This is a genomic window from Zoogloea sp. (genome assembly GCF_041908905.1).
GTDB lineage: Bacteria > Pseudomonadota > Gammaproteobacteria > Burkholderiales > Rhodocyclaceae > Zoogloea.
In genome coordinates, this window is record NZ_JAYREK010000009.1 from 16,935 (window position 1) to 41,587 (window position 24,653).

Annotated in this window: 31 protein-coding genes; 14 read left to right on the forward strand and 17 right to left on the reverse strand. The window is 69.9% G+C overall.

Going from position 1 to position 24,653, the window contains the following annotated elements:
- Positions 1 to 21 precede the first annotated feature (21 nt).
- From amrB to ACE3OU_RS07520, 4 genes are read left to right on the forward strand one after another with little or no spacing between them, the layout of a single operon-like run.
- Positions 22 to 840: an AmmeMemoRadiSam system protein B gene (amrB, locus tag ACE3OU_RS07505; RefSeq protein WP_374240924.1), complete on the forward strand. Its 819-nt coding sequence runs from the start codon at positions 22 to 24 to the stop codon at positions 838 to 840.
- Positions 827 to 1,393, forward strand: coding sequence for an AmmeMemoRadiSam system protein A (gene amrA / locus ACE3OU_RS07510; RefSeq protein WP_374240925.1), 567 nt, complete (start codon positions 827 to 829; stop codon positions 1,391 to 1,393). The genes amrB and amrA overlap by 14 nt, the downstream gene beginning before the upstream one ends.
- Before the next feature lie 4 nt (positions 1,394 to 1,397).
- On the forward strand, positions 1,398 to 2,471 hold the full coding sequence (gene amrS / locus ACE3OU_RS07515) for an AmmeMemoRadiSam system radical SAM enzyme (protein WP_374240926.1): 1,074 nt from the start codon (positions 1,398 to 1,400) through the stop codon (positions 2,469 to 2,471).
- Positions 2,472 to 2,514: 43 nt separating this feature from the next.
- Positions 2,515 to 3,195 carry a dienelactone hydrolase family protein gene (locus ACE3OU_RS07520; protein ID WP_374240927.1) on the forward strand — a complete coding sequence of 227 codons (681 nt, stop codon included), beginning with the start codon at positions 2,515 to 2,517 and terminating at the stop codon, positions 3,193 to 3,195.
- 185 nt (positions 3,196 to 3,380) lie between these two features.
- Here the strand turns inward: ACE3OU_RS07520 and ACE3OU_RS07525 are convergent, their stop codons facing one another.
- The 3 genes from ACE3OU_RS07525 to tadA are packed head-to-tail and all read right to left on the reverse strand — an operon-like array spanning position 3,381 to position 4,773.
- On the reverse strand, positions 3,381 to 3,809 hold the full coding sequence (locus ACE3OU_RS07525) for a GNAT family N-acetyltransferase (protein ID WP_374240928.1): 429 nt from the start codon (positions 3,807 to 3,809) through the stop codon (positions 3,381 to 3,383).
- Positions 3,806 to 4,285 carry a L,D-transpeptidase family protein gene (locus tag ACE3OU_RS07530; protein WP_374240929.1) on the reverse strand — a complete coding sequence of 160 codons (480 nt, stop codon included), beginning with the start codon at positions 4,283 to 4,285 and terminating at the stop codon, positions 3,806 to 3,808. The genes ACE3OU_RS07525 and ACE3OU_RS07530 overlap by 4 nt, the downstream gene beginning before the upstream one ends.
- A 5-nt stretch (positions 4,286 to 4,290) precedes the next feature.
- Positions 4,291 to 4,773 carry a tRNA adenosine(34) deaminase TadA gene (tadA, locus tag ACE3OU_RS07535; RefSeq protein ID WP_374240930.1) on the reverse strand — a complete coding sequence of 161 codons (483 nt, stop codon included), beginning with the start codon at positions 4,771 to 4,773 and terminating at the stop codon, positions 4,291 to 4,293.
- Positions 4,774 to 4,847: 74 nt separating this feature from the next.
- Here tadA and ACE3OU_RS07540 point away from each other — a divergent pair, with 74 nt between their 5' ends.
- Positions 4,848 to 7,190 carry a PAS domain S-box protein gene (locus ACE3OU_RS07540; protein ID WP_374240931.1) on the forward strand — a complete coding sequence of 781 codons (2,343 nt, stop codon included), beginning with the start codon at positions 4,848 to 4,850 and terminating at the stop codon, positions 7,188 to 7,190.
- Between the two features lie 16 nt (positions 7,191 to 7,206).
- Here ACE3OU_RS07540 and ACE3OU_RS07545 read toward each other — a convergent pair whose 3' ends face one another.
- The 7 genes from ACE3OU_RS07545 to ACE3OU_RS07575 all read right to left on the reverse strand — a co-directional run bounded on the left by ACE3OU_RS07545 (position 7,207) and on the right by ACE3OU_RS07575 (position 11,721).
- Positions 7,207 to 7,704, reverse strand: a complete 498-nt coding sequence (locus tag ACE3OU_RS07545; RefSeq protein WP_374240932.1) for a TPM domain-containing protein — start codon at positions 7,702 to 7,704, stop codon at positions 7,207 to 7,209.
- Between the two features lies 1 nt (position 7,705).
- Positions 7,706 to 8,599: a YgcG family protein gene (locus tag ACE3OU_RS07550; protein WP_374240933.1), complete on the reverse strand. Its 894-nt coding sequence runs from the start codon at positions 8,597 to 8,599 to the stop codon at positions 7,706 to 7,708.
- 19 nt (positions 8,600 to 8,618) lie between these two features.
- Positions 8,619 to 9,239, reverse strand: coding sequence for a LemA family protein (locus ACE3OU_RS07555; RefSeq protein ID WP_374240934.1), 621 nt, complete (start codon positions 9,237 to 9,239; stop codon positions 8,619 to 8,621).
- 112 nt (positions 9,240 to 9,351) lie between these two features.
- Positions 9,352 to 10,185 (reverse strand): uracil-DNA glycosylase family protein, encoded by an 834-nt coding sequence (locus ACE3OU_RS07560; RefSeq protein ID WP_374240935.1) that lies wholly within the window; start codon positions 10,183 to 10,185, stop codon positions 9,352 to 9,354.
- Positions 10,186 to 10,193: 8 nt separating this feature from the next.
- The gene (rimI, locus tag ACE3OU_RS07565; protein WP_374240936.1) at positions 10,194 to 10,673 is read right to left on the reverse strand and encodes a ribosomal protein S18-alanine N-acetyltransferase; all 480 of its coding nucleotides are present in this window, start codon (positions 10,671 to 10,673) and stop codon (positions 10,194 to 10,196) included.
- Positions 10,670 to 11,362: a tRNA (adenosine(37)-N6)-threonylcarbamoyltransferase complex dimerization subunit type 1 TsaB gene (gene tsaB, locus ACE3OU_RS07570; protein ID WP_374240937.1), complete on the reverse strand. Its 693-nt coding sequence runs from the start codon at positions 11,360 to 11,362 to the stop codon at positions 10,670 to 10,672. Before tsaB ends, rimI begins: the two co-directional genes overlap by 4 nt.
- Positions 11,363 to 11,451: 89 nt before the next feature.
- Positions 11,452 to 11,721, reverse strand: a complete 270-nt coding sequence (locus ACE3OU_RS07575) for a hypothetical protein (RefSeq protein WP_374240938.1) — start codon at positions 11,719 to 11,721, stop codon at positions 11,452 to 11,454.
- Positions 11,722 to 11,972: 251 nt separating this feature from the next.
- Between ACE3OU_RS07575 and ompR the strand changes: the two genes are divergently transcribed.
- Genes ompR through ACE3OU_RS07615 form a run of 8 tightly spaced genes read left to right on the forward strand, consistent with a single transcriptional unit; the run spans position 11,973 to position 17,156 of the window.
- Complete coding sequence (ompR, locus tag ACE3OU_RS07580; protein WP_374240939.1) at positions 11,973 to 12,701, forward strand: two-component system response regulator OmpR; 729 nt, start codon at positions 11,973 to 11,975, stop codon at positions 12,699 to 12,701.
- Positions 12,702 to 12,719: 18 nt separating this feature from the next.
- Positions 12,720 to 14,069 (forward strand): ATP-binding protein, encoded by a 1,350-nt coding sequence (locus ACE3OU_RS07585; protein WP_374240940.1) that lies wholly within the window; start codon positions 12,720 to 12,722, stop codon positions 14,067 to 14,069.
- A 44-nt stretch (positions 14,070 to 14,113) separates the two neighbouring features.
- Positions 14,114 to 14,824: an MBL fold metallo-hydrolase gene (locus ACE3OU_RS07590; protein ID WP_374240941.1), complete on the forward strand. Its 711-nt coding sequence runs from the start codon at positions 14,114 to 14,116 to the stop codon at positions 14,822 to 14,824.
- Complete coding sequence (locus ACE3OU_RS07595) at positions 14,814 to 15,212, forward strand: group II truncated hemoglobin (RefSeq protein WP_374240942.1); 399 nt, start codon at positions 14,814 to 14,816, stop codon at positions 15,210 to 15,212. Before ACE3OU_RS07590 ends, ACE3OU_RS07595 begins: the two co-directional genes overlap by 11 nt.
- Positions 15,213 to 15,246: 34 nt before the next feature.
- Entirely contained in the window at positions 15,247 to 15,783 is a 537-nt protein-coding gene (locus tag ACE3OU_RS07600; RefSeq protein WP_374240943.1) for a septation protein A, read from the forward strand.
- Positions 15,783 to 16,082, forward strand: coding sequence for a YciI family protein (locus tag ACE3OU_RS07605; protein ID WP_374240944.1), 300 nt, complete (start codon positions 15,783 to 15,785; stop codon positions 16,080 to 16,082). The genes ACE3OU_RS07600 and ACE3OU_RS07605 overlap by 1 nt, the downstream gene beginning before the upstream one ends.
- On the forward strand, positions 16,079 to 16,342 hold the full coding sequence (locus ACE3OU_RS07610) for a BolA family protein (protein WP_374240945.1): 264 nt from the start codon (positions 16,079 to 16,081) through the stop codon (positions 16,340 to 16,342). The genes ACE3OU_RS07605 and ACE3OU_RS07610 overlap by 4 nt, the downstream gene beginning before the upstream one ends.
- A gap of 34 nt (positions 16,343 to 16,376) precedes the next feature.
- Entirely contained in the window at positions 16,377 to 17,156 is a 780-nt protein-coding gene (locus ACE3OU_RS07615) for a peptidyl-prolyl cis-trans isomerase (protein ID WP_374240946.1), read from the forward strand.
- Positions 17,157 to 17,303: 147 nt separating this feature from the next.
- Here ACE3OU_RS07615 and ACE3OU_RS07620 read toward each other — a convergent pair whose 3' ends face one another.
- The 4 genes from ACE3OU_RS07620 to ACE3OU_RS07635 form a co-directional block, all read right to left on the reverse strand.
- The gene (locus ACE3OU_RS07620) at positions 17,304 to 19,100 is read right to left on the reverse strand and encodes an acyl-CoA dehydrogenase (protein WP_374240947.1); all 1,797 of its coding nucleotides are present in this window, start codon (positions 19,098 to 19,100) and stop codon (positions 17,304 to 17,306) included.
- 70 nt (positions 19,101 to 19,170) lie between these two features.
- Complete coding sequence (locus ACE3OU_RS07625) at positions 19,171 to 19,836, reverse strand: energy-coupling factor ABC transporter permease (protein ID WP_374240948.1); 666 nt, start codon at positions 19,834 to 19,836, stop codon at positions 19,171 to 19,173.
- A 34-nt stretch (positions 19,837 to 19,870) separates the two neighbouring features.
- Positions 19,871 to 20,812 carry an electron transfer flavoprotein subunit alpha/FixB family protein gene (locus ACE3OU_RS07630; protein WP_374240949.1) on the reverse strand — a complete coding sequence of 314 codons (942 nt, stop codon included), beginning with the start codon at positions 20,810 to 20,812 and terminating at the stop codon, positions 19,871 to 19,873.
- Complete coding sequence (locus ACE3OU_RS07635; protein WP_374240950.1) at positions 20,812 to 21,561, reverse strand: electron transfer flavoprotein subunit beta/FixA family protein; 750 nt, start codon at positions 21,559 to 21,561, stop codon at positions 20,812 to 20,814. The genes ACE3OU_RS07630 and ACE3OU_RS07635 overlap by 1 nt, the downstream gene beginning before the upstream one ends.
- 229 nt (positions 21,562 to 21,790) lie before the next feature.
- Between ACE3OU_RS07635 and ACE3OU_RS07640 the strand changes: the two genes are divergently transcribed.
- Complete coding sequence (locus ACE3OU_RS07640) at positions 21,791 to 22,372, forward strand: TetR/AcrR family transcriptional regulator (protein WP_374240951.1); 582 nt, start codon at positions 21,791 to 21,793, stop codon at positions 22,370 to 22,372.
- Here ACE3OU_RS07640 and ACE3OU_RS07645 read toward each other — a convergent pair.
- The 3 genes from ACE3OU_RS07645 to ACE3OU_RS07655 are packed head-to-tail and all read right to left on the reverse strand — an operon-like array spanning position 22,341 to position 24,644.
- Entirely contained in the window at positions 22,341 to 23,147 is an 807-nt protein-coding gene (locus ACE3OU_RS07645; protein WP_374240952.1) for a TatD family hydrolase, read from the reverse strand. The two genes, ACE3OU_RS07640 and ACE3OU_RS07645, sit on opposite strands and share 32 nt — an antisense overlap.
- 22 nt (positions 23,148 to 23,169) lie before the next feature.
- Positions 23,170 to 23,970 carry an enoyl-CoA hydratase gene (locus ACE3OU_RS07650; protein WP_374240953.1) on the reverse strand — a complete coding sequence of 267 codons (801 nt, stop codon included), beginning with the start codon at positions 23,968 to 23,970 and terminating at the stop codon, positions 23,170 to 23,172.
- A 44-nt stretch (positions 23,971 to 24,014) separates the two neighbouring features.
- Positions 24,015 to 24,644: an ABC-type transport auxiliary lipoprotein family protein gene (locus tag ACE3OU_RS07655; RefSeq protein ID WP_374240954.1), complete on the reverse strand. Its 630-nt coding sequence runs from the start codon at positions 24,642 to 24,644 to the stop codon at positions 24,015 to 24,017.
- Between the last annotated feature and the right edge of the window lie 9 nt (positions 24,645 to 24,653).

Here is a 24,653-nt window from a genome sequence, read left to right on the forward strand (position 1 = left end):
CACCTTCGGGACACGAAAATCATGGCTCAAGTCTCGCAACGCCTGCCCGCCGTAGCCGGGCTGTTCTACCCGGCCGACCCCCACAGCCTGCACGCCCAGGTCGCCGGCTTCCTGGCCTCGGCGGTGCCCGGCGAGGTGGTCACCGCCCCCAAGGCCGTGGTGGTGCCCCACGCCGGCTACATCTACTCCGGCGCGGTGGCCGCCAGCGCCTATTCCGAGCTCACCCGCCGCCGCGACGTGATCCGGCGCGTGCTCATCCTGTGCCCCACCCACCGGGTTTACGTGCGGGGGATGGCGGTGCCGGCGTCCCAGTCCTTCGTCACCCCGCTGGGCGCCGTGGCGGTGGACCGGGACGCCTGGCTGGCCGCGAGCGCGCTGCCCGGCGTCGTGGTGGACGACCGCCCCCACGCCGAGGAGCACGCCATCGAGGTGCAGCTGCCCTTCCTGCAATCCACCCTCGATCACTTCACCATCCTGCCGGTCGCCGTCGGCGACGCCGAGCCGCAGCAGGTCGCCGCCGTGCTGGAGGCCCTGTGGGGCGGGCCGGAGACCCTGATCGTCATCAGCTCCGACCTCTCCCACTACCACTCCTACCGCCAGGCCCAGTTCCACGACCAGGCCACCATCGCCCAGATCCGCCAGCTCGACGCCACCCTCGACGGCGAGCAGGCCTGCGGCGCCAACGCGATCAACGGCCTGCTGCTGGCCGCCCGGCGCCACCACCTCACGCCCCATCTGCTCGACCTGCGCAATTCGGGTGACACCGCCGGCGACCGCAGCCGGGTGGTCGGCTACGCCTCCATCGCCTTCTCGGACGACAGCAACCATGCCCACCACTGACACCGAGCTTGGCCAGATTCTGCTCGCCCAGGCCCGCCGGGCCATCGCCGACGCGCTGGGGCTGCCCGCCCCCGACGCGCCGGATGACCCCCGGCTCGCCGGCCGCGGCGCCACCTTCGTCACCCTCACCCTGGGCGGCGAGCTGCGCGGCTGCATCGGCAGCCTCAACGCCCACCGCCCGCTGGGCCAGGACGTGCGCGACAACGCCGTCGCCGCGGCGCTGCGCGACCCGCGCTTCCCGCCGCTGACGGCGGCCGAGTTTGCCGAAGTGCGGGTCGAGGTGTCGCTGCTCACCGAGCCCGACTTCATCGAGTTCCGCGACGAGGCCGACGCCCTCGCCCAGCTGGAGCCCGGGCGCGACGGGGTGATCTTCTTCAACGGCTGCCAGCGCGCCACCTTCCTGCCCCAGGTGTGGGAACAACTGCCCGAGCGCCGCCTCTTCATGGCCGCCCTCAAGCAGAAGGCCGGGCTGCCGCCGGATTTCTGGGGCCCCAACGTGATGATCGCCCGCTACCACGTCCGCAAATGGCACGAGGGCGCCAACCAGGAGTAAGACCATGGACAAGCATCCCGCGCGTTACTGGCATGCCCTTGATGATGGCCGTATCCAGTGCGACCTGTGTCCTCGGGATTGCCGGCTCCACGAAGGCCAGCGCGGCGCCTGCTTCGTGCGCCAGATGGTCGGCGGCAGGATGGTGCTCACCACCTACGGCCGCAGCTCCGGCTTCTGCATCGACCCCATCGAGAAGAAGCCCCTCAACCACTTCCACCCCGGCTCCAGCGTGTTCTCGTTCGGCACCGCGGGCTGCAACCTGGCCTGCAAGTTCTGCCAGAACTGGGACATCTCCAAGAGCCGCGACATGGACCGGCTGATGGATGCCGCCTCCCCCGCCGAGATCGCGCGGGTGGCCTCCGAACACGGCTGCCGCAGCGTCGCCTTCACCTACAACGACCCGGTGATCTTTGCCGAATACGCCATCGACACCGCCGTCGCCTGCCATGCGCAGGGCGTCGCCACCGTCGCGGTGACCGCCGGCTACATCCACCCCGAGGCGCGTCGCGACTTCTACGCGGTGATGGACGCCGCCAACGTCGACCTCAAGGCCTTCACCGACGACTTCTACGTACACCAGTGCGGCGGCCACCTCGCCCCGGTGCTCGACACCCTCAGCTGGCTGCACCACGAGACCGACGTGTGGGTCGAGATCACCACCCTGCTGATCCCCGGCCTCAACGACGCCGACGCCGAGATCACCGCCCTCGCCCGGTGGGTCGCCACCGAGATGGGGCCCGACGTGCCCCTGCACTTCACCGCCTTCCACCCCGACTACAAGCTCGACCAGCTGCCGCCCACCCCGCCGGCCACCCTCACCCGCGCCCGCCAGATCGCCCGCGACGCCGGCCTGCACTACGTCTACACGGGCAACGTGCACGACCCCGAGGGCGGCACCACCTTCTGCCCCGGCTGCGGCGCTCGGGTGATCGAGCGCGACTGGTACGCCATCCTGGCCTACCGCCTCGACGCCCACGGCGCCTGCCAGGCCTGCGGGCACTCCATCGCCGGGCGCTTTGGCGAATTCCACGGGGCTTTCGGGCCTCAGCGTGTCCCAGTACACGTGCGCCCATTCTAGGTTCTGCCATCGTCGACGGCACCCAAGGCATCACCGCTCGACCATGATGAAACTGCGCCACAGCGCCCTCAGCATCGCCGCCGGCCCGGTCTGGCTGGAAGCCATGCAGGCCCACGCCCCCGACGCCCCCGGCCTGATCCTCGTCGCCCAGACCGCCGTCGGCCGCCACCGCGACTCCCGCGAGGCCCACTTCGTGCAGCGCCTGCAGCAGGCCGGCTACGCCACCCTGCTCTTCGACCTGCTCACCCGCTACGAGGAAAGCCGCGACCCGGACACCCGCTACAACGCCCCGTTGCTCGGCACCCGGATCGGCGCGGTGTTCGAATGGCTGCGCCACCAGCCGCCCCTCACCGGCCTGCCGATCGGCCTGGTGGCCAGCGGCACCGGCAGCGCCGCGGCGGTGCGCGCGGTGGCGAAGGAGCCCGAGATGATCGGCGCCCTGGTCTGCCGCGGCGGCCGGCCGGACCTCGCCGGCATCGGCCCACTGCGCCAGCTGAGCTGCCCGACCCGCGTGATCGCCGGGGACCGCGACGACGGCCTGGCCAGCCTGCGCCAGGCCTACGACCTGCTGGAGTGCATCAAGGACTGGTACCCCCTGGCCGGCACCGACGACTTCTTCCGCGAGCCCGGCGCCCTCGACGACGCCGCCGACGGAGCGATCGAGTGGTTCCGCCAGCATCTCCGCGCCCGCCCGGCAGCGGAGGCCGACACGGCGGCACAATGATTCCTGACGCCCCCATCTGGTCGTCGGGGCGCGGTTGCAGGACCCGCGTTGCACCGCCGATTGTTTGCGGGTCGCTGATGGAGACCAGGCAACACGCGGCTTTGCACACCTGGCCATGGAACCACGCCCCCGCCAACGGAACGCCAGCCAAGCACCAGCCCGCTGGCCTCCGACAGCGAGGCCCCTCAACCCTCCCGCGTCATCACCTGGTGCGGAAGGCCAGCCTCCTCATACACCTCCCCCTCCGGCACAAAACCGAAGCGCGCGTAGAACCCCAGCGCATGGGTCTGGGCGCTCAGCACCAGCCGCGCCATGCCGCGGCGGCCCGCCTCGGCGATCAGCGCCTGCAGCAGCGCCGCGCCGACCCCGTGGCCGCGCCACCCGGGCAACACCGCCATCCGCCCGATGTGGCTGTCGGGCAGCAGGCGGCCGGTTCCCACCGGCTCGTCGTCGACCAGCGCCAGCGCGTGGCACGACACCGCGTCGAACTCGTCCAGCTCCATCTCGGCCGGCACCCGCTGCTCGTCCACGAACACCCGGAAGCGGATCGGCGCGGCCTGGGCCGCCAGCGCGTCCCAGCCGCCCAACCGGACATCGACCAGCGGGCCGCTCATGCCCGGATGTCCACCTTTGTTCCTGCCGGCACCAGATCGAACAGCTCGGCCACGTCCCGGTTGCGCATGCGCACGCAGCCGATCGACAGGGGCACCCCCATCGGCTCGGTGTCGGGCGTGCCGTGGATGTAGATGTAGCGGCGCATCGAATCCACCTCGCCGAGGCGGTTGCGCCCGGGCTCGGTGCCGGACAACCACAGGATGCGGGTCAGGATCCAGTCGCGCGCCGGGTGGGTGGCGGCCAGCTCGGGGGTCCACACCTCGCCGGTCGGGCGGCGGCCGCGGAAGGCCGCGCCGAGCGGCGCGCCTGCGCCGATGCGGGCACGCACGATGTGACGGCCCCGCGGCGTGCAGTGGCTCCCGCTCAGCTCGCCGGCCCCGTTGCGGGCGGTGGACACCTGGTAACGGCGGATGCACGCACCGTCGCCGCCGATCAGGGAGAGGGTCTGGGAAGGGATGTCGATCACGATCTCCACGGGGCTCACGCTCCGGCCCGCTTGCGCCGGGCCGCAAAAAAGGACGATAAAAGGCCGCCACACGCCTCCGCCAGCACGCCACCAGCCACCTCGGCGTGATGATTTAGGCGCGTTTCGGCGAAAAGATCGAGTACGCTACCCGCAACACCCGTTTTGGGGTCACGGGCGCCAAACACCACCCGCCCGATGCGGGCATGCATGATCGCCCCCGCGCACATCACGCACGGCTCGAGGGTCACGTACAACGCGCAGCCGGGCAGGCGGTAGTTGCCCACGGCCTCGGCGGCGGCCCGCAGCGCCATCACCTCGGCGTGGGCGGTGGGATCGTGGCGCAGGATCGGCTGGTTGAAACCGCGGCCCACGACGCGGCCGTCGGCGGCCACGACCAGGGCGCCCACCGGCACCTCGCCGACGCGACCGGCCTCCTGGGCCAGCCCGATGGCCTCGCGCATGAAGGCCGCGTCCTGCTCTGGACTGAAGAGAGTCATGTGAAACTGAAGACCTTACCTGAAAGCTCGGTTCGGGATTTTAAAGCAGCATCGTGAAAAGACAGGCTCCGACAATGCCGTGCCCACCCCCTACCGAACCGACACAGGGTTCGCAGGACACGCCCTGTGCCCCCCGCTCCGCCGAACCCGCCCCGCCGGGCGACGGCTGGGGCTGCCTCGAAGTCACCCTGCGGCACATCCGCGACGGCGTCATCGTGACCGACGGCCAGGGCCGCGTCACGCTGCTCAACCCGGTCGCCGAGTCCCTCACCGGCTGGACCACCTATGAAGCCGGCGGCGAGCGCCTCGCCCACGTCTTTCCGGTGGTCGGCGGCGTGACGAGCGAACCCCTCAGCCTGACGCCCGGCGGGCCCGACGAAGGGGCGCTTGCCTGGACTGCCGCCCAGTTCATCGACCGCCAGGGGCGCCGCCACCCGGTGTCCGTGCGCAGCGCCGCCATCCCCGGCGCAACCGGGCAGACCGGCGCAGTGCTGATCATCCAGGACGAAGCCAGCGATCGCTCCGCGACCCCGGGCGGCGCAGGCACCACCGTGCGCTACCGCGCCCTCGTCGAGAACTCGCCGGTCGGCATCTTCCACTTCGGCCCCGATCTGCGGATCACCTACAGCAACACGCGGCTGGCCGAGATCCTCGCCGTGACGCCGGAGCGCATCCAGGGCTTCGACCTCCACGGCATCGACACCCTCAACGTACTGTCCATCCTGCAGCGCGCCCTGCTCGGCCAGCGCGGCGCCTACGACGGCCCGGTGTCCACCCCCCTGTCGCCGGAGCCGCACCTGCTGTCGATCCACGTGGCCCCCGAGCGGGACGTGGCCGGCCACATCTACGGCGGGGTCGGCATCGTCGAGGACCGCTCGACCTTCCCGATCACCGACGAACAGCGGCGGGAGGCCAGGGAGCGCTACATGCTGGCCCAGCCCGGCGCCAACGAGGGCCTCTGGGACTGGGACCCGAACACCCAGCTGCTCTACCTCTCGCCCCGCCTGCTGGCGCTGCTGGGCCTGCACAGCGAGGCCGTGCGGACCACCGGCGCCGAGTGGCTGAAGCTCATCCACCCGGACGACCGCGCCCACTACCGCGCCGACGTGATCGCCCACCTGCGCGGCGAGACGACGCATTTCGAGTCCGAATACCGGGTGGCCGACAAGGACGGCCGCTTCCACTGGGTGCTCGCCCGGGGCCTCGCCCACCGGGACGCCAGCGGCCGCGCGGTGCGCATCGTCGGGGCGATCAGCGACATCACGGCCCGCAAGCGCGCCGAGGAACAACTGAAGGCCGAGCGGGATTTTTCCCGCGGCCTCATCGACAGCCTGCCCGCGCCCTTCTTCCTGTTCGACGCGCAGGGCCGGCTGGTGCTGTGGAACCGCTTCGTCAGCGAGCTCACCGGCCTCGACGCCACCCACCTGCAGCACGCCCCGGCCGGCAGCCTGGTGATCCCCGAGCAGGAGGCGGTGATGACCCACCGCATCGAATCCGCGCTGAGCACCGGCGAGACTTCCGCCGAGGTCATGCTGCGGCGCCACCGGGCCGATCCGGTGCCCTTCCTGGTGGTGGCGCGCCGGGTGGTGCTCGAGGGCAAGCCCCACATCGTCGGGGTCGGCACCGACCTGACCGAGCGCAAGTTCGCCGAGCGGGCGATCAAGCGCCTCAACCAGGAGCTCGAACGGCGGGTCGCCGAGCGCACCTCCCAGCTCAGCGCCACCCTCAGCGAACTCGAATCCTTCAGCTACTCCGTGTCCCACGACCTCCGCGCCCCGCTCCGCGCCATCGAAGGCTACAGCGCCATCCTCGGCTCGGACTACGGCGACAACCTCGACGACGACGCCAAGGAGCTGCTGCGCCGGGTGCGCTCGGCGGTCCATCGGATGGGCCAGCTGATCGACGACCTGCTGACCCTGTCGCGGGTCAGCCGCAAGGAGCTCGAACGCCGGCCGGTGGACCTCACCGCCCTGGCCCAGGCGATCTGCGAGGAGTTCCGCCAGCAGGACCCGGCACGCCCGGTGAAGGTCGACATCGCCCCGGGGCTATGCGTTGACGGCGACCCCAGCCTGATGCGCACCGTGCTCGAAAACCTGCTGGGCAACGCCTGGAAGTTCACCGGCCGCGTCGCCACCCCCGAGATCCGCTTCGAGGCCACCCGCCACGCCGGCGTGGACGCCTTCGTGGTCCGCGACAACGGCGCCGGCTTCGACATGCGCTACAAGGAGAACCTCTTCCGCCCCTTCCAGCGCCTGCATTCCGACCGGGAGTTTCCGGGCACCGGGATCGGGCTCGCCACCGTCGCCCGCATCGTGCGCCGCCACGGCGGCGAGGTGTGGGCCGAAGGGGAAGTCGGCAAGGGCGCCAGCCTGTACTTCAGCATCGGCCAGAGCACGCCGCTGCAGGGCAGCAGCTGAACCTGCGCCGCGGGCGTCAGAGCCGGACCGGCCGGTCGGGCAGCTCGTCGGGGTTGCCGGGGCCCGCCGGAAACGGGCCGGCGAGCAGGTCGCCCACGGCAATCACCGCGGCCACCGCCCCGGGGCCGTAGCGCCCCTCGCGGAAGGCCGCCTCCAGTTGGCGACAGACCGCCTCCCAGGCGGCCTGGGGCACCCGCCGGGCGATGCCCCGGTCGGCAACGATCTCCACGCGGCGGTCCACCCACTGCACGTAGATCAGCACGCCGGTGTTCTCCTCGGTGTCCCACACCCGCAGCTGCGAGAACACCTCGACGGCCCGCTGGCGGGTATCGACATCATGCCGCAGCAGCGGAAAATCGAGCCCGCCCTCGACCGCAAAGCGGATCTCGCCCCGGTGGCGCGCCTCCGACGCCCGCACCGCCTGCTCGATGGCCGTCATCACCGCCGGCGTGAACACCCGATCGACCCGCCAGGACGGCATCAGCAGGTGCCGCAGAACACGCCTCAGCCGCATCTCACCACCCTCCCGAGGCGCCGCCGCCGCCAAAGCCGCCGCCCCCACCGGACCAGCCGCCACCGCCACCGCGGCCAAAGCCACCGCCACCGAAGCCGCCACCGCCGCTCCACGGCCCGCCGGTATGCCGCCCACCGCCGCCGGCGCCCATCACGAGGATGAACACGAAGGCCAGCAGCCCGCCGACGAGGCCGATCAGCAGGGCCCCGGTGAGCATCCATGCCCCCGCGCCGACGATGCCCGCGGCCAGGGTGGCCCCCAGCAGGCGCCCGAAGACGGCCCGCAGGACACTGCCGATCACGATGGTGCCGATCATGCCGAGCACCAGCACCTCCTCGAAGCCCATCGGCGCGTCGCCCGCCGGCCCACCGGCGACCGGTGCCGGCAACGGCTCGCCGGAGACCCGGGCGGCGATCGCCTCGACACCCGCCTCGACCCCGCCGGGAAAATCGCCCGCCTTGAAATGGGGCGTCACCACCTCGGCGATGATGCGCTTGGCGATGGCGTCGGGGATCGCCCCCTCCAGCCCCCGCCCGACCTCGATGCGCATCCGCCGGTCGTCCCGCGCCACCACGAAAAGCACCCCGTCGTCCACGCTCCGGCGGCCCAGGCGCCAGGCCTCGGCAACCCGGATCGAGTACTCCTCGATGGCCTCCGGGCGGGTCGTCGCCACCAGCAGCACCGCCACCTGGGCGCCCTTCTCGCGCTCCAGCGCCGCCAGCCGCGCCTCGACGGCCGCCCGCCGATCCGCAGGCAACAGCCCGATGGTGTCGGTGACGTGGGCCGTCAGGGCGGGCAGCGGCTGGACATCCTGGGCCCGCGCACCGCCCGTCAGCAGCACGAACAGCGCCGCCGCGAAGATCAGATGGAGCGGCAGCCGCAGCGCGTGGCGCATGGCGCGAGCCGGCTTCAGCTTACTGGGCCGCCGGCTTGGCAGGGGCCGGCGCGGTGCCGAAGTCGACCTTCGGCGGCGCGCTGATGGCGGCTTCGTTGTCGACGGCGAAATTGGCCTTGGCCCGGGCGCCGATGACCATCGCGGTGAGGTTGTTCGGGAAGGTGCGCACCGAGACGTTGTACTCCTGCACCGACTTGATGTAGCGGTTGCGGGCCACGGTGATGCGGTTCTCGGTGCCTTCGAGCTGGGCCTGGAGATCACGGAAGCTCGCGTCAGCCTTGAGGTTGGGGTAGTTCTCGGCCACCACCAGCAGCCGCGACAGGGCGCCGGAGAGCTCGCCCTGGGCCTTCTGGAAGCGGGCCATCGCCTCGGGGTCGTTCACCAGCTCCGGCGTCACCTTCATGCCGGCCACGTTGGCGCGGGCCTCGGTGACGCGGGTCAGCACCTCCTTCTCGTGGGCCGCGTAGCCCTGGACCACCTGCACGAGGTTGGGGATCAGGTCGGCGCGGCGCTTGTACTGGTTGAGCACCTCGGACCAGGCGGCGTTGACCTGCTCGTCGTTGATCTGGATCTGGTTGTAGCCGCAGCCGGAGAGCAGCAGCGCCGACAGCAGCAGGGACAGGAAGAGCTTGATGCGCATGATGTGTCCTCGAAAAATGAACCGGCGGCCGGCTGCCGCCCTTACGCTGAAGTCATTTTAACCACCACCGGCCGGCGCCGCAGCAGCGAAGATCAAATCTTGCAAGGGACGATCACGCCTCGTCCCGCAGCGCCCGCATGGTCTTGCGGGCAAAACAGAGGTCTTCCCAGGCTTTTGCCTTGTCGGGCTGGTTACGCAGCAGGTAGGCCGGATGGTAGGTGACCACCACCGGAATGTCGCCGTAGCGGAAGGTCCGGCCGCGGGCCGCCGAGATCTTGACCTCCTGGTTGAGCAGCGCCTGGGCCGCCGGGCGGCCGAGGGCGACGATCAGCCGCGGCTTGATCAGCTCGATCTGGCGACGCAGATAGGGGAAGCAGGCCGCCAGCTCGTCGGCCTCGGGTGTGCGGTTGTTGGGCGGACGGCATTTGACCGCGTTGGCGATGTACACGTCGTGCCCGCGCTGCAGGCCGATGGTGGCGAGCATCGCATCGAGCAGGCGCCCGGCCTGGCCCACGAAGGGCTCGCCCCGCTCATCCTCCTCGGCTCCGGGCCCCTCGCCGACGAACAGCCAGTCGGCCTCCCGGTCGCCCACGCCGGGCACGGCCTGCTTGCGGCGCCGGCACAGCCCGCAGGCCTCGCAGCCGCGGATGCGCGCCTCGAGTTCGTCCCAGCCCAGGCCGGAGACGTCGGCGCCAGGCGCCGGGCCGGGCTCGGGCGGCGCGACCAGCACAGGCTGCGGGGTGGGCGGCGTGCCGACCGGCCGCCGGGGCGCCCCCGCCGGAGCGGCCTGCGTGCGCGGCAGCTCCGGCGCGCGCGGCGGCGGCGCTTCGAGCGTCGCTGCCGGCGGCTGCACGGCGGGTTCCTCGACCTCCTCGGCGGCGCCGCGCAGGCGCCACAGGGGCGCCAGGCCTATCTCGCGGAGGATCGCGTCGCGGCGCCGGGTCATCGGAGCGCTCACAGGGCGAGGCTCATCACGAGCCCGTCCTCGCGGCCGCCCACCGCCGGGTAATAGCCCTTGCGGCGGCCGATGGTCTGGAAGCCGGCCCGCTCGTAGAGCGCGAGGGCCGGCCCGTTGGACGGCCGCACCTCGAGCAGCAGGCGGCGCGCGCCGTTGGTCCGGGCAACGTCGGCGAAATGCCCGAGCAGGCGCCGCCCGAGGCCGCCGCGCTGGCGGCTGGCCACCACGCTGATGTTGAGGATGTGGGCCTCGTCGATCACCATCATCAGCACGCCGTAGCCGACCGGCTCGGCGCCGTCGAGCATCACCCAGCAGGCGTAGCCGGCGGCCATCGAATCGGCAAAATTGCCCTGGGACCACGGAAACGGATAGAGCTCGGCGTCGCGGGCGGCCACCCATGGCAGGTCGGCCTCTTGCATCGGCCGGAAGTGCAGGCCCGCCACGCCTGCGGCCGGCGCTGCCAGGGGCGCGCTCACGCCTTGCCTCCGCTCGCCAGGCGTTCGGCGGTGGTGAGGGCCACCTTGTCGCGCACATAGAGGGGCGCCGCCAGCGCCGCATCGACGACCTCACCGTGCGCGAAGCGCTCGGCCGCCAGGCGGGCCACGCTTGAAGCCAGCGGAACGGGCGCGCCGTCGTGGCCGGCGAGCCGCGGGCCCAGCGCCGGCAGCAGCGCGTCGCCGTAGGCCCTGAAGGCGGAGCCGAAACCGAACCACTCGCCTTCGGCGGGCAGCGCGACCCCCGCCGGTGCGGCGCAGGCGGGCGCCTGGCACTCCTGGAGCGCGGTACCGACACGGCGGTAGGCCGCAAAGTAAACCTCGGACATGCGCGCGTCCGCCGCAACGAAGATCGCGTCGTGGGGGCACTGGCTCGCCAGCGCGGCCAGCGTCCCGACCGGGATCACCGGCTTGCCGAGGCCCATCGCCAGGCCCTGGGCCACGCCGCAGGCCAGGCGCAGGCCCGTGAAGGCGCCCGGGCCGGCTCCGAAGGCGATGGCGTCGAGGGCCTCAAGGGGCACGCCGGCTTCGTCGAGCAGGCGGCGGATCTCGGGGAGGATGGTTTCGGAATGGCCAGGCCGGCCGGCCACGCTGCGCTCGTGCAGACGATCGCCGTCCAGCAACGCGACGGAGGCGGTCTCGGTGGAGGTTTCGAGGGCAAGGATCTTCATAGCGCCCGCATTCTACCGCCCCTTGGCAGCCGGGGGCGGCGCAGATGGCGCGCGGACGGGGAAACGCCGCGCCCGGCGGCGCCCGGAACTCAGCGCTGCAGATGGGGGTGATGGGGGGGCTTGCTGTACACGTCGCGGCCGGCATCCTGGACGTCGCGCCGCAACTGGCGACGCTCTTCGGGGGACAGGCGGCGGGGGTTGCGCCCCTCGTCGGAATCCCGGCGCGCGCCGTCGGCCATGAAGGACGGCACCTCGCCGGCCGGGCGTTCCTGCAGACCGAGGGCACGCCCCAGCGGCGCAGGACGCTCCGCACCGGCCCATTGGGCCAGCGCCACACCACCATCCAGGCAGGCCGCCACGACCACTCCGACCAAGGCGGCACGAAGATACTTCTTTGTCACAGAACACTCGCTCCCATGGCGTGAATGCTAACCCGTAATGACGCATTCCGGGCAGTCTCGGAGTCTCTGGAAGCATTCTCGCAGCCCCGGCCGCGGACGGTGGCGGGCTTTGTAAGGGGATGTATGCGGCGCACCTTCGTTTACCTTTACTTACTCGCCCGTGCAGCCCCGGCTAGCCGCCCGGCGAGGGAGGCGCTAGGATTCGCCCCATGGAAAAAGAAAGCTTTCGCATCCTCGTCGTCGACGACGACCTCCGCCTGCGCGACCTGCTCAAGCGCTACCTCGGCGAGCAGGGCTTCAACGTCAAGACGGTGAGCGATGCCGCCCAGATGGATCGCGCCCTGTTGCGCGAGCATTTCGACCTGATGGTGCTGGACCTCATGCTGCCCGGCGAGGACGGCCTGTCGATCTGCCGGCGCCTGCGCGGCACCAACAACCAGATCCCCATCGTGATGCTGACCGCCAAGGGCGACGACGTGGACCGCATCGTCGGCCTCGAGATGGGGGCCGACGACTACCTGCCCAAGCCCTTCAACCCCCGCGAGCTGGTCGCGCGCATCCACGCGGTGCTGCGCCGCCAGCCCCAGACGCCGCCCGGCGCCCCCGCCAGCGACGACGAGGACGTGCACTTCGGCAACATCGTGGTGCAGCTGGGCACCCGCATCCTGATCCGCAACGGCGAGGAGACCCTGCTCACCACCGGCGAGTTCGCGCTGCTCAAGGTGCTGCTCCAGCACCCACGCCAGCCCCTCTCCCGCGACCGCCTGATGGAACTCGCCCGCGGCCGCGAGTACGACGTCTTCGACCGCTCGATCGACGTGCAGATCTCGCGGCTGCGCAAGCTGATCGAGGAAGACCCGAGCAAGCCCCGCTACCTGCAGACGGTGTGGGGCTTCGGTTACGTCTTCGTCCCCGACGGCAACAAGCACAGCCAGTAAGCCCCGCCCGGAGTCATCGTGGAGCCCCGCTACCGCGCCTTCCTGCTGGCGGCGCCGCGAACCCTGCTGTGGCGCATCTTCCTGCTGGTCACGGTACTGATGCTGGCCTCGGTGGCCGTGTGGTCGGCCATCTTCAGCCACTTCGACCAGCTCAGCCAGGCCCGCCAGACGGCCCAGACGGTGGTCAGCATCATCAACCTGACCCGCACCGCGCTGCTCAACGCCGACCCGGCCCTGCGCAAGGACCTGCTCCTCGATCTCGCCACCCTCGAGGGCATCCGCATCTACCCCGCCGAAGCCCAGGACAAGACCACGCCGATGGACGACACCCCGGTGCTGCGCCTCGTCACCCGCGAGGTGCGCCTGCAGCTCGGCGCCGACACCCGCTTCGCCGCCTCGTGGGAAGGTCTCTCCGGCTTCTGGGTGAGCTTCCGCATCGGCGCCGACGACCCGGCCGACGCCGAGGATTTCTGGGTGATGCTGCCCATCGAGCGGGTCATCCGCCCCCATGCCCGGGAATGGATGTGGTGGGGCCTGGCCGCCCTCAGCCTGGCGATGCTCGGCGCCTACGCGATCGTGTCGCGGCTCAACCGCCCCCTGAGGGCCATGGCGCTCGCCGCCCGCACGGTGGGGCGCGGCGAAATGCCGCCCCGCCTCAGCGAGAGCGGCCCGGCCGAGGTGGCCGACCTGGCCCACGCCTTCAACCAGATGGCCCACGACCTGCAGCAGCTCGACGCCGACCGGGCACTGATCCTGGCCGGCGTCTCCCACGATCTGCGCACCCCACTCGCCCGTCTGCGGCTGGGCATCGAGATGTGCGGTGCCGACCCGGCCGAGGTGGACGCGATGGTCTCCGACATCGAAGACATGGACCGCATCATCAACCAGTTCCTGGAGTTCTCGAAAAAGGACGGCGGCGAGCAGCCCGAAGCCCTCGACCTCGCCGCCCTGGCCGACGAGCTGGCGGCACTCTACGCCCGGCGCGGCTTCACCATTGCGGTGGATCACCGGGGCGCGGCCCTCGCCCTCGCGCGGCCCCAGGCGCTGCGCCGGGCCCTCACCAACCTGATCGAGAACGCCATCCACTACGCCGGCCAGGCCCCCGAGCTGGAGGTCGGCAGCCCGGCGGGCAAACCGACGATCCACGTCCTCGACCGCGGCCCCGGCATCCCCCCCGACGAGGCCGAACGGGTCAAGCGCCCCTTCACCCGCCTGGAATCCGCACGCAGCAACACCAAGGGCTCCGGCCTCGGGCTGGCCATCGTCGATCGGAGCGTGCGCGGGCAGAACGGTGAATTTCGTCTCGGCGCCCGCCCCGGCGGCGGACTGGACGCCTGCATTGAGCTTCCGGCCGCACCAAAGGCCTGAGTTAAAGCTAGAATCGAGGCAAGCATATTCACCGCGGGCGCCCCATGATCCTGTTCCATCAGTTCTTCGATCCGACCAGCTCCACCCTCACCTATCTTCTCGCCGACCCCCTCAGCGGCGAGGCGGTCATCATCGACTCCGTGAAGGAACACCTCGGCGCCTATCTCACCTTCCTGCAGGAGCAGGAGCTGCAGCTGGCCTGGGTGCTGGAGACGCACGTCCACGCCGACCACATCACCGGCGCCGCCGGCCTGCGCGAGATGACCGGCGCCCGCAGCGCTGTCAGCGCGGCGGGCGGCATCGGCTGCGCCGACCGTCAGCTCCGAGACGGGGACGCCATCGTCTTCGGCAGCGAAGTCATCCGCGTCATCCCCACCCCCGGCCACACGCCCGGCTGCGTCACCTACCACTGGCGCGACCGGCTGTTCACCGGCGACTCCCTGATGATCGGCGGCTGCGGGCGCACCGACTTCCAGGGCGGCAATGCCGGCCAGCTCTACGACAGCATCACCCAGCGCCTGTTCACGCTCCCCGACGAGACGCTGGTCTACCCCGGCCACGACTACAAGGGCGCGCGGGTATCCTGCATCGGCCAGGAGAAGCTCGGCAACCCGCGCCTCGCCGGGCGCAGCCGCCAGGAATTCATCGAGATCATGGCCAACCTCGACCTCGCCCCGCCCAGGTTGATCGACGAAGCCCTCCCCGCCAACCTGCGCTGCGGCCGCCCCGACAGCCGTGAAGTCCATGGCGCCTGATCCCGACACCCCCTACGGCCAGCTGGGCGGCGAAGACATCATTCGTACGCTGGTGCACCGCTTCTACACCCTGATGGACACCCTGCCCGAGGCCTGGGACGTCCGCCAGATGCACCCCGAAGACCTCTCCGGCTCCGAGGAGAAGCTCTTCAAATATCTTTCGGGCTGGCTGGGCGGCCCGCCGCTCTACGAGCAGGAGTTCGGCCATCCGCGCCTGCGGGCCCGCCACCTGCCCTTCCGCATCGCCAGCGCCGAGCGTGACCAGTGGCTGCTGTGCATGCGCATGGCCTTCGACGAATGCCTCGCCGAAGGCCCCCTGCGCGACCGCCTGTGGGGCGCCATCGAAGGGCTCGCCGACCACATGCGCAACCACGCCGATCCGGTCTGAAACACCTCGCCCCGTAACCGCCCGCCCCCGACCGATGAAATTCCTGTTCGACCTGTTCCCGATCATCCTGTTCTTCGTCGCCTACAAGTTTGCCGGCATCTTCGCGGCGACCGCCGTCGCCATCGTGGCCACCATCGGGCAGATCAGCTGGGTGTGGTTCCGCCATCGCAAGGTCGACACCATGCTGTGGGTCAGCCTGGCGATCGTCACGATCTTCGGTGGCGCCACGCTGTTCTTCCACAACCCGACCTTCATCAAGTGGAAACCCACGGTGCTCTACTGGTTCTTCGCCGCGGCGCTGCTGGTGTCGGCCTACGGGCTGCGCAAGAACCTCATCCGCACCATGCTCGAAGCGCAGATGAAGCTGCCCGATCCCCTGTGGAGCCCCCTCAACCTGGCCTGGGCCGGCTTCTTCGCACTGATGGGCGGCCTCAACCTGCTCGTCGCCTACAACTTTTCCGAAGACACCTGGGTCAACTTCAAGCTGTTCGGCGGCATGGGCCTGATGCTCGTGTTCGTCCTGGCCCAGGGAATGTTCTTGTCCCGCTACATCGAAGAGGAACCCAAGTAATGCTGTATGTGCTGATCGGCGAAGACGCCCCCGGCTCCCTGGACAAGCGCCTGGCCGCCCGCGGCGAGCATGTGGCCCGCCTGCAGGCGCTGCAGGCCGACGGCCGCCTCGTGCTGGCCGGCCCCTGCCCCGCCATCGACGCCAACGACCCCGGCCCGGCGGGCTTCACCGGGAGCGTCATCATCGCCGAATTCCCCTCCCTCGCCGACGCCGAGGCATGGGCCGCGGCCGACCCCTACATGACCACGGGCGTGTTCAGCAGCTGCACGGTCAAGCCCTTCCGGAAGACCCTGCCGTGAGCCTCGAAGCCGAAATCCGCCAGCGGCTCGCCGCCCTCGCCCCGACTCAGCTCGAGCTGATCGACGACAGCGCCCTCCACGCCGGCCACGCGGGTGCCCGCGCCGGGGGCAAGCACTTCCGGCTGGCCATCGTGGCCCCCGCCTTCGCGGGCAAAAACACCGTCGCCCGCCACCGGATGATTTACGATGCGCTCGGCGACCTCATGCGACGGGACATCCACGCCCTCGCGATCCAGGCACGCAGCCCTGAAGAGCTGTAAACTTTCAATCCGCTCCACCAAGCAAGGAAAACTGATGAAAATCGTCCCGACCCGTCTGGCCGTGTCCCTCATTGCCGCCGCCATCGCGCTGCCGGCATTCGCCCAGAACGTCGCCACCGTGAACGGCACCGCCATTCCCCAGTCCCGCGCCGATCTGCTGGTCACGGAGCAGAAGAGCCAGGGCGCTCCCGATTCGGAGCAACTGCGCGCGGCCGTCAAGGAAGAACTGATCCGCCGCGAAGTCCTGAGCCAGGAAGCCCGCAAGAAGAGCCTCGACAAATCCGCGGCCGTCCAGGCCCAGATGGACATGGCCCGCCAGGCCGTGCTGATCCGTGCCTACCTGCAGGACTTCGTGAAGGCCCACCCGGTGAGCGACGCCGACGTCAAGGCCGAATACGACAAGATCAAGAGCCAGCTCGGCGACAAGGAATACAAGGCCCGCCACATCCTGGTCGAGAAGGAAGAAGAAGCCAAGGCCATCATCGCCAAGCTCGACAAGGGCGAGAAGATCGACGACCTGGCCAAGCAGTCTAAGGATCCGGGCTCCAAGGACAAGGGCGGCGACCTCGGCTGGGCCAACCCGGCCAGCTTCGTGAAGCCCTTCGCCGACGCCCTCTCCAAGCTCGAGAAGGGCAAGTACACCACCACCCCGGTCAAGACCGACTTCGGCTACCACGTCATCAAGCTCGAAGACACCCGTCCGCTGAAGGCGCCCGCCTTCGACGAGGTCAAGGGCCAGCTCAAGCAGCGCCTCGAGCAGCAGCGCGTCGAGAAGCACATCGCCGAACTGCGCAGCAAGGCCGCCGTCAAGTAAGCCCCAGCCCGGCACAGCCCGCTCCGAAGCCGACGCACGCGTCGGCTTTTTTCATGGCGCTCACGCACCGAGACTGCGTCGGAGCAGAACAAGACAAAAGGAGCCTCGCGGCTCCTTTTGTCGTTGAATCAGATCCTGGTCAGGGGATCAGAACATCTCTTCCGGCAGGGCCAGCGCAGCGGAGGCGCCATTCACCACCGAGTAGGCCAGGCCCGGCGCCTGGGACAGCACGTGGTCGGCGTAGAAGCGCGCGGTGGTGATCTTGGCCTGGTAGAAGCCCGCATCGCCGCTGCCTTCGGCCAGACGCTGCGCCGAAACCAGCGCCGCACGGCCCATCTGCCAGCCGCCGGCGACGACGCCCAGCAGCTTGAGGAAAGGCACCGATCCCACCGAGGCGGCCTTGATGTCCTGGCCGTAGGTGGCGACGATGTATTCGACCGCCTCCTCGAGGGCCGTCACGCCGGACGACAGGGACTTGCGGATCGCCGCGAAGTCGTCGCCGGCAGCCGCGGCCAGGGCGGCCTCGACCTGGCGCATCTCGGCGATCACCCCCTTGACGGTCTGGCCGCTCTCGCGGGCGATCTTGCGGCCGATCAGGTCGTTGGCCTGGATCGCCGTGGTGCCTTCGTAGATCGCCGTGATGCGGGCGTCACGGAAGTGCTGGGCCGCGCCGGTCTCCTCGATGAAGCCCATGCCACCGTGCACCTGCACGCCGGTGGAGGTGATCTCGATGCTGCTCTCGGTGAGCCAGCCCTTGACCACCGGGATCATCAGGTCGACGAAGGCCTGGTTCTGGGCGCGGACGGCCTCGTCCGGGTGGTAGTGGGCCATGTCGGTGGCGGCACCGACCACGTAAGCCAGCGCACGCTGGGCCTCGACCTGGGACTTCATGCTCAGCAGCATGCGACGCACGTCGGCGTGGTGGATGATGCTCACCTTCGGGCCGCCGCGCACGCCGGCCTCGGTGCCCTGGATGCGGTCCTTGGCGTAGGCCAGGGCGCGCTGGTAGGCACGCTCGGAGAGCGCCAGGCCCTCCATGCCCACCGCGAAGCGGGCCTCGTTCATCATGATGAACATGTACTCGAGGCCACGGTTCGGCTCGCCCACCAGGGTGCCGATGGCACCGCCGTTGTCACCGAAGGCCAGCACCGCGGTCGGGCTGGCGTGGATGCCCAGCTTGTGCTCGATGGAGACGCAATGCACGTCGTTGCGCTCGCCCGGGGTGCCGTCGGCGTTGAGCAGGAACTTCGGCACGACGAACAGGGAGATGCCCTTCACCCCCTCCGGCGCGTCCGGCAGACGGGCCAGCACCAGGTGGATGATGTTGTCGGTCATGTCGTGCTCGCCATAGGTGATGAAGATCTTCTGGCCGAAGATCTTGTAGGTGCCATCACCCTGGGGCACGGCGCGGGTGCGCACCGCGGCGAGGTCGGAGCCGGCCTGGGGCTCGGTCAGGTTCATGGTGCCGGTCCATTCGCCGCTCACCATCTTGGGCAGGTAGGCCGCCTTCTGCTCATCGGTGCCGCGCAGCTTGATGGACTCGATGGCGCCGTTGGTCAGCATCGGGCACAGGGAGAAGGCCATGTTGGCCGACTTCCACATCTCCATCACCGCGGTGGACACGAGCTTGGGCAGGCCCTGGCCGCCGAACTCGGGCTCGCAGGCGAGGGCCGTCCAGCCGGCCTCGGCGAACTGCTTGTAGGCTTCCTTCCACCCAGTGGCGGTGTGCACCACGCCGTTGTCCCAGCGCGCGCCTTCCTGGTCACCGGTCCAGTTGAGGGGCGACAGCACGCCGGTGGCGAACTTGCCGGCTTCCTCGAGGATGGCGTCGACCACGTCGGGCGAGGCGTCCTCACACCCGGGCAGGGCAGCCACGGCGTCCAGCCCGGCGAGTTCCCGCAGCACGAACTGCATGTCACGAATCGGTGCGTTGTAGTTGCTCATTGTTCTTTCTCCACTCAGATCGTTTTTGGATTTTTAAGACACGAGATTCCCTGCCACCGCCCTTCGCCCCTCACTTGCTCCCGAAGTAGCTGCGATCGTCGAAGCTGGCCACCCACTCGGGGAAATACACCACCAGCAGGGTCAACGTCATTCCGGACAGCCAGGCTTCGGAAAAACCCAGCAACAGGAAGAAAGGCAGGTAGTCGGACAACAGCAGATCCACCGGATAGGCCCCGGCAGCGACCAGCCCCAGGGACGCCACGCAGCCCTGGAGCAGGACAATCACCGCGGCGCCGATGAAGGCGTTTACGAAAATGTATACAAAGAAATGCCTGGGCAGCCAGCGCGCCACGAGACGGGCGTACAGCGTGCTGAAGGCCACCGGAACCACCGCCATCACGATCAGGTTGATCGGGTAGGCAGACCACTGGGTGCTTCCGTTGAAGGTGATGCCCGCGAGCGCCAGGGCCAGGACGAGCAGGGCCAGTTGCGGCCCGAAGATGAGGGTCGCCGCCATGGCGCCGAGGAGATGCAGGTTGAGGCTGGGATACACCCCGGCGTTCAGGCTCCAGAGCAGGGTCAGGATGACCGCCGCCCCCAACAATGCGTTGAGCTGATGCCCGTCCTGCAGGCGCCGCCACGGCGCCGTCCGGAGAACCCACACCCCGACTCCGACCCCCAGGATGGCCGCAACGACGTGCCATGCCGGGGAGAACAGGTCGGGGGCGAAGTTCATCCGTACGCTACCGTGACGTTCGCCGTGTCTCCCGTCAGACGGCAGCCACGAGTTGCGGCACGGCCTCGAAGAGGTCGGCCACGAGGCCGTAGTCGGCCACCTGGAAGATCGGCGCTTCCGGATCCTTGTTGATCGCGACGATCACCTTGGAGTCCTTCATGCCCGCCAGGTGCTGGATGGCGCCGGAGATGCCCACCGCAATGTACAGCTGCGGCGCGACGATCTTGCCGGTCTGGCCGACCTGGTAGTCGTTGGGGACGTAGCCGGCATCGACGGCCGCCCGGCTCGCGCCGAGGGCTGCGCCGATCTTGTCGGCCAGGGGCTCGAGCACCTGGTGGTAGTTCTCGCCGCTGCCCATGCCGCGACCGCCCGAGACGATGATCTTGGCGGCGCCCAGTTCGGGACGGGCCGACTTGGTCAGCTCGCGGCCGACCAGCTTGGAGAGCCCCAGATCGCCCGTCGCAGCCACCTGCTCGACGGCGGCGGAACCGCCCTCGCCCGCCGCCTCGAAGGCGGTGGTACGCACGGTGATGACCTTGACCGCATCGGCCGACTTGACCGTGGCCAGCGCGTTGCCGGCGTAGATCGGGCGGACGAAGGTGTCGGCGGACTCGATGGCGACGATGTCGGAGATCTGCGCGACGTCCAGCAGCGCGGCGACGCGCGGCAGCACGTTCTTGCCGAAGGTGGTGGCGGGGGCCAGCACGTGGCTGATCGAGCCGCCGGCCGCCTTCACCACGGCCACCACCTGGGTCGCCAGGTTCTCGGCACCGAGGTCGGCGAAGGCGGCGGCATCGGCCGACAGCACCTTGGAGACGCCGGCCACCTTGGCGGCGGCGTCGGCCGCAGCGGCGGCGCCGGAGCCCGCGACGAGGACGACCACGTCACCGCCCAGCTTGGCGGCGGCGGAAATGGTGTTGAGGGTCGCGCCCTTCAGGGACGCGTTGTCGTGCTCGGCAACAACCAGAATCGTCATTACAGCACCTTCGCTTCGTTCTTGAGTTTTTCGACCAGCTGAGCCACGTCAGCCACCATGATGCCCGCGCTGCGCTTGGGCGGCTCGACGACCTTGAGGGTCGTCAGGCGGGGCGCCACATCGACGCCCAGATCGGCCGGCTTGACCGTCTCGAGGGGCTTCTTCTTGGCCTTCATGATGTTCGGCAGCGTCGCGTAGCGCGGCTCGTTGAGGCGCAGGTCGGTGGTCACCACGGCCGGCAGCGCGATCTCGAGGGTCTCGAGGCCGCCGTCGATCTCGCGGGTGACGGTCGCCTTGCTGCCGCTCACGGCGAGCTTGGAAGCGAACGTGGCCTGGGGCCAGCCCATCAGGGCAGACAGCATCTGGCCGGTCTGGTTCGCATCATCGTCGATGGCCTGCTTGCCGCAGATCACCACCTGGGGCTGCTCCTTGTCGCACAGTGCCTTGAGCAGCTTGGCGACGGCCAGCGGCTGCAGGTCGACGTCGGTCTCGACGAGGATGCCGCGGTCGGCGCCGATGGCCATCGCGGTACGCAGGGTTTCCTGGCAGGCGCCCACGCCGCAGGACACGGCCACCACCTCGGTCGCCACGCCGGCTTCCTTGAGGCGCACGGCTTCTTCGACGGCGATTTCATCGAAGGGGTTCATGGACATCTTGACGTTGGCGGTATCGACGCCCGAACCGTCACTCTTCACGCGGACCTTGACGTTGTAGTCGACCACGCGTTTAACGGGAACCAGAATCTTCAATGCTCCACTCCTTCTTATTTAGAGTTTTCCCAACATCTTGCAGATCTGCGGCCATCAACGAAGGCCGCTCGCCCCGGGGCTGGACTGGCGTCAGGAGATTGCCATCCATGATGGGCAGCCCCGCTGGCCACGAAAGCCGGACGACATTTCGCAGCTTCTCACAGGCGACCTTGCCTTGTCACTTTCCGTACGGTAGCGTATGGTTAAAGAAGCGTCAATACTATAACGTATGGAAAAACCACCCCGCCCCCAGCTCGATCGCGCCGCATGGGTTCAGGCCGCCCTCGACACCCTCGCCGACGAGGGGGTGACGGGTATCCGCGTCGAGGTGCTGGCCAAGCGCCTGCACGTCACGAAAGGCAGTTTCTACTGGCATTTCAAGGACCGCCAGGACCTCCTCGCCGGCGTGCTCGACGTCTGGAAGGAAGGCCGCATCCGCGACATCATCAAGCAGACCCGGCCCGAACCGGGCAAGGAGCAGGCCCAGCTCTTCCACGTGATTGACGTGTACAGCGCGAGCCGCAACAAGAAGGGCATCCTGATCGAGCTGGCGATGCGCGAGTGGGCGCGCCGCGACTCCCTCGCCGCCGCCACCGTCGAAGAGGTGGACGCCTGGCGCCTGCGCTGCGCCCGCGAACTCTTCCTTGCCATCGGCCTCCCGCTCCACGAGGCATCCACCCGCAGCATGCTGCTCTACGCCTACGTGTTCGGCGTGTCGATGATGAACTGCGAGAAGTTCGACGGCGACATCGCCCGCATGAAGGCCGACATCCTCGAACTCATCGCGCTTCCCGCCCGATCGGCGGCCTGAACCCGGTCAGGCCGGCCAGCCCCGGAATGGCCGCGACCGCGTTGGCGCAGGTCGCCTCCACCACCTCGGCCATCGGCATGCCCCGCAGCGTCGCCAGTTCGCCGGCAAAACGCCCCAGATTGACGGGGTCGTTGCGCCGCCCGGCCGCCCAGGCGGGCGGGATGTCCGGCGCGTCGGTCTCGAGCACGATCGCCGACAGGGGCAGCTCCGCCGCCAGCTGGCGGATGCGTCGGGAGCCGGTGTAGGTCATCGCGCCGCCGAAGCCAAGCCGGAAGCCGAGCTTGATGAAGGCCTCTGCCTGCTGCAGGCTGCCGTTGAAGGCGTGGGCGATGCCCCCTGGCGGCCGGATGCGCCGCAGGAGCTTGAGGATCTCGTCCTGGGCCCGCCGGATGTGCAGCACCACCGGCAGCTCGAACGCCCGCGCCAGCCGCAGCTGGGCCTCGAAATAGCGCAACTGCAGCGGCAGGCTGCCGTCCTGCATGAAGCCGTCGAGGCCGATCTCCCCCACCGCCACCGCGCTGCCGTCGGCGAGCCGCTCCCGCAGGTGTTCAAGGTCGGCCTCGCAGGCCTGCCGCACGTACATCGGGTGGATGCCGAAGGCGTGGCGGCAATCCGGATGGGCGGCCGACAGGGCAGCTACCGCGTCGAAGTTGGAGGCCCCCACCGCCGGCACCAGAAAGCCTCCCACCCCACCGGCCCGCGCCGCGTCGAGCACCGCCTCGCGGTCGGCGTCGAACTCGGCGGCATCCAGGTGGCAGTGGGTGTCGATCAGCACCGGGCGGCCCTACCCTGGGGGCTTACTTGCCGGTCCACACCGGCTTGCGCTTGGCCATGAAGGCGTCGATGCCCTCGGCCGCGTCATCGCACATCATGTTGCAGGCCATCACCTCGGAAGCGTGCTGGTAGGCGGCGTCGAGGCCCATCTCGAGCTGCGAATAGAACATCTGCTTGCCCATCGCGATGGCCACCGGCGACTTGGCGCAGATCGACGCGGTGAGCCTGGCCACCTCCTCGTCGAGGGCCTCGAGGGGCACCACCCGATTGACCAGCCCGCGGCGCTGCGCCTCGGCGGCGTCGATGAAGTCCCCGGTGACGAGCATCTCGAAGGCCTGCTTGCGGCCCATGTTGCGCGACAGGCCGACGCTCGGCGTGGCGCAGAAGAGGCCCACGTTGATGCCCGACACGGCAAAGCGCGCCACGTCCGAGGCCACCGCCAGATCGCACATGGACACCAGCTGGCAGCCCGCCGCGGTGGCGATGCCGTGGATGCGGGCCACCACCGGCTGGGGCATGCCGACGATCTGCATCATCACCTTGCCGCACAGACGGAACAGCGCCTGCATGAAGGCCTTGGTGTGGTTGCCGCGCATCTCCTTGAGGTCGTGCCCGGCGCAGAAGGCCCTGCCGGCGCCCGCCAGCACCACCACCCGCACCGACTTGTCGGCGGCGATGGCCTGCAGCTCGGCCAGCAGGGCTTCGAGCATGGCCTGGGACAGGGCGTTGAACTGCCCCGGGCGGTTGAGGGTGAGCGTGGCGACCCCGTCGGCATCGGCGCGGAGCAGCATGGGTTCGGTGTTGGAATCGGGCACTGCGTTCATCGGTTGGTCTCCTCGTTTGATATGTGGTGATGCGTCTTGAATGTTCAGGCGCCGCAGCGGCCGCGCGCTGCGCCTTCCCGGCCGAGGGCCTCGAGCCAGTCGGACAGCTCGACGCCCATCTGGCGCACGCCCCCGCGCAGCGCCGCGACACCGCCGAGGGCATCCGCCGACGGCGCCGGACGGGCCAGCGAGAAACCACGGCTGGCGACGATCTGGTCGCTGCGCGGCGCCAGCAGGAAGGCGCGGGCCTCGACGACGCCGCGGCTGGCGGCGGCCTCGTCGAAGACCTGGGCAAACTCGTCCAGCTCGACCCGCAGGCGGCAGGCGCCGCTCGTGCCGGCCTCGCCGCCGGTGCGGACCGCCCGCTTCAGCGCCAGCTCGACCAGCTGGGCCGGCTGGGCCGCCCAGCGGCTCTCGACATAGGCCTGGCGGCGGGTAGGCTGGGCGTAGGCCAGGCGGTACTGTATCGCGGTGGACGCCAGCCAGGGCGCGGCGACCACCTCGAGGCCACGCAGGGGCACCCCGGGGCTGCGGGCGGCAACCGGGTCGGGCCCGCCGAAGTCATGCACCGCATAGGCCGGCGCCACCTTGGGCAGCCCCGTGCAGCCAGCCAGCAGCGCCGCGATCAGCAGGCTCGGAATCATCGGGCAGAGGGACGGACGGGGCAGGGTCATGGCCTAGGG

What these genes read in the sequence shown, in the direction of transcription:
- ACE3OU_RS07525 (WP_374240928.1), bottom strand. Translation starts at nt 3,809, where the DNA reads ATGAGCGGCCCGCTGGTCGATGTCCGGTTGGGCGGCTGGGACGCGCTG.
- ACE3OU_RS07520 (WP_374240927.1), top strand. Translation starts at nt 2,515, where the DNA reads ATGATGAAACTGCGCCACAGCGCCCTCAGCATCGCCGCCGGCCCGGTC.
- ACE3OU_RS07605 (WP_374240944.1), top strand. Translation starts at nt 15,783, where the DNA reads ATGCTGTATGTGCTGATCGGCGAAGACGCCCCCGGCTCCCTGGACAAG.
- ompR (WP_374240939.1), top strand. Translation starts at nt 11,973, where the DNA reads ATGGAAAAAGAAAGCTTTCGCATCCTCGTCGTCGACGACGACCTCCGC.
- ACE3OU_RS07560 (WP_374240935.1), bottom strand. Translation starts at nt 10,185, where the DNA reads ATGACCCGGCGCCGCGACGCGATCCTCCGCGAGATAGGCCTGGCGCCC.
- ACE3OU_RS07640 (WP_374240951.1), top strand. Translation starts at nt 21,791, where the DNA reads ATGGAAAAACCACCCCGCCCCCAGCTCGATCGCGCCGCATGGGTTCAG.
- ACE3OU_RS07655 (WP_374240954.1), bottom strand. Translation starts at nt 24,644, where the DNA reads ATGACCCTGCCCCGTCCGTCCCTCTGCCCGATGATTCCGAGCCTGCTG.
- ACE3OU_RS07600 (WP_374240943.1), top strand. Translation starts at nt 15,247, where the DNA reads ATGAAATTCCTGTTCGACCTGTTCCCGATCATCCTGTTCTTCGTCGCC.
- ACE3OU_RS07555 (WP_374240934.1), bottom strand. Translation starts at nt 9,239, where the DNA reads ATGCGCATCAAGCTCTTCCTGTCCCTGCTGCTGTCGGCGCTGCTGCTC.
- ACE3OU_RS07545 (WP_374240932.1), bottom strand. Translation starts at nt 7,704, where the DNA reads ATGCGGCTGAGGCGTGTTCTGCGGCACCTGCTGATGCCGTCCTGGCGG.
- ACE3OU_RS07595 (WP_374240942.1), top strand. Translation starts at nt 14,814, where the DNA reads ATGGCGCCTGATCCCGACACCCCCTACGGCCAGCTGGGCGGCGAAGAC.
- ACE3OU_RS07540 (WP_374240931.1), top strand. Translation starts at nt 4,848, where the DNA reads ATGCCGTGCCCACCCCCTACCGAACCGACACAGGGTTCGCAGGACACG.
- tadA (WP_374240930.1), bottom strand. Translation starts at nt 4,773, where the DNA reads ATGACTCTCTTCAGTCCAGAGCAGGACGCGGCCTTCATGCGCGAGGCC.
- amrA (WP_374240925.1), top strand. Translation starts at nt 827, where the DNA reads ATGCCCACCACTGACACCGAGCTTGGCCAGATTCTGCTCGCCCAGGCC.
- ACE3OU_RS07550 (WP_374240933.1), bottom strand. Translation starts at nt 8,599, where the DNA reads ATGCGCCACGCGCTGCGGCTGCCGCTCCATCTGATCTTCGCGGCGGCG.
- amrB (WP_374240924.1), top strand. Translation starts at nt 22, where the DNA reads ATGGCTCAAGTCTCGCAACGCCTGCCCGCCGTAGCCGGGCTGTTCTAC.
- ACE3OU_RS07650 (WP_374240953.1), bottom strand. Translation starts at nt 23,970, where the DNA reads ATGAACGCAGTGCCCGATTCCAACACCGAACCCATGCTGCTCCGCGCC.
- ACE3OU_RS07615 (WP_374240946.1), top strand. Translation starts at nt 16,377, where the DNA reads ATGAAAATCGTCCCGACCCGTCTGGCCGTGTCCCTCATTGCCGCCGCC.
- amrS (WP_374240926.1), top strand. Translation starts at nt 1,398, where the DNA reads ATGGACAAGCATCCCGCGCGTTACTGGCATGCCCTTGATGATGGCCGT.
- ACE3OU_RS07630 (WP_374240949.1), bottom strand. Translation starts at nt 20,812, where the DNA reads ATGACGATTCTGGTTGTTGCCGAGCACGACAACGCGTCCCTGAAGGGC.
- ACE3OU_RS07625 (WP_374240948.1), bottom strand. Translation starts at nt 19,836, where the DNA reads ATGAACTTCGCCCCCGACCTGTTCTCCCCGGCATGGCACGTCGTTGCG.
- ACE3OU_RS07590 (WP_374240941.1), top strand. Translation starts at nt 14,114, where the DNA reads ATGATCCTGTTCCATCAGTTCTTCGATCCGACCAGCTCCACCCTCACC.
- ACE3OU_RS07620 (WP_374240947.1), bottom strand. Translation starts at nt 19,100, where the DNA reads ATGAGCAACTACAACGCACCGATTCGTGACATGCAGTTCGTGCTGCGG.
- tsaB (WP_374240937.1), bottom strand. Translation starts at nt 11,362, where the DNA reads ATGAAGATCCTTGCCCTCGAAACCTCCACCGAGACCGCCTCCGTCGCG.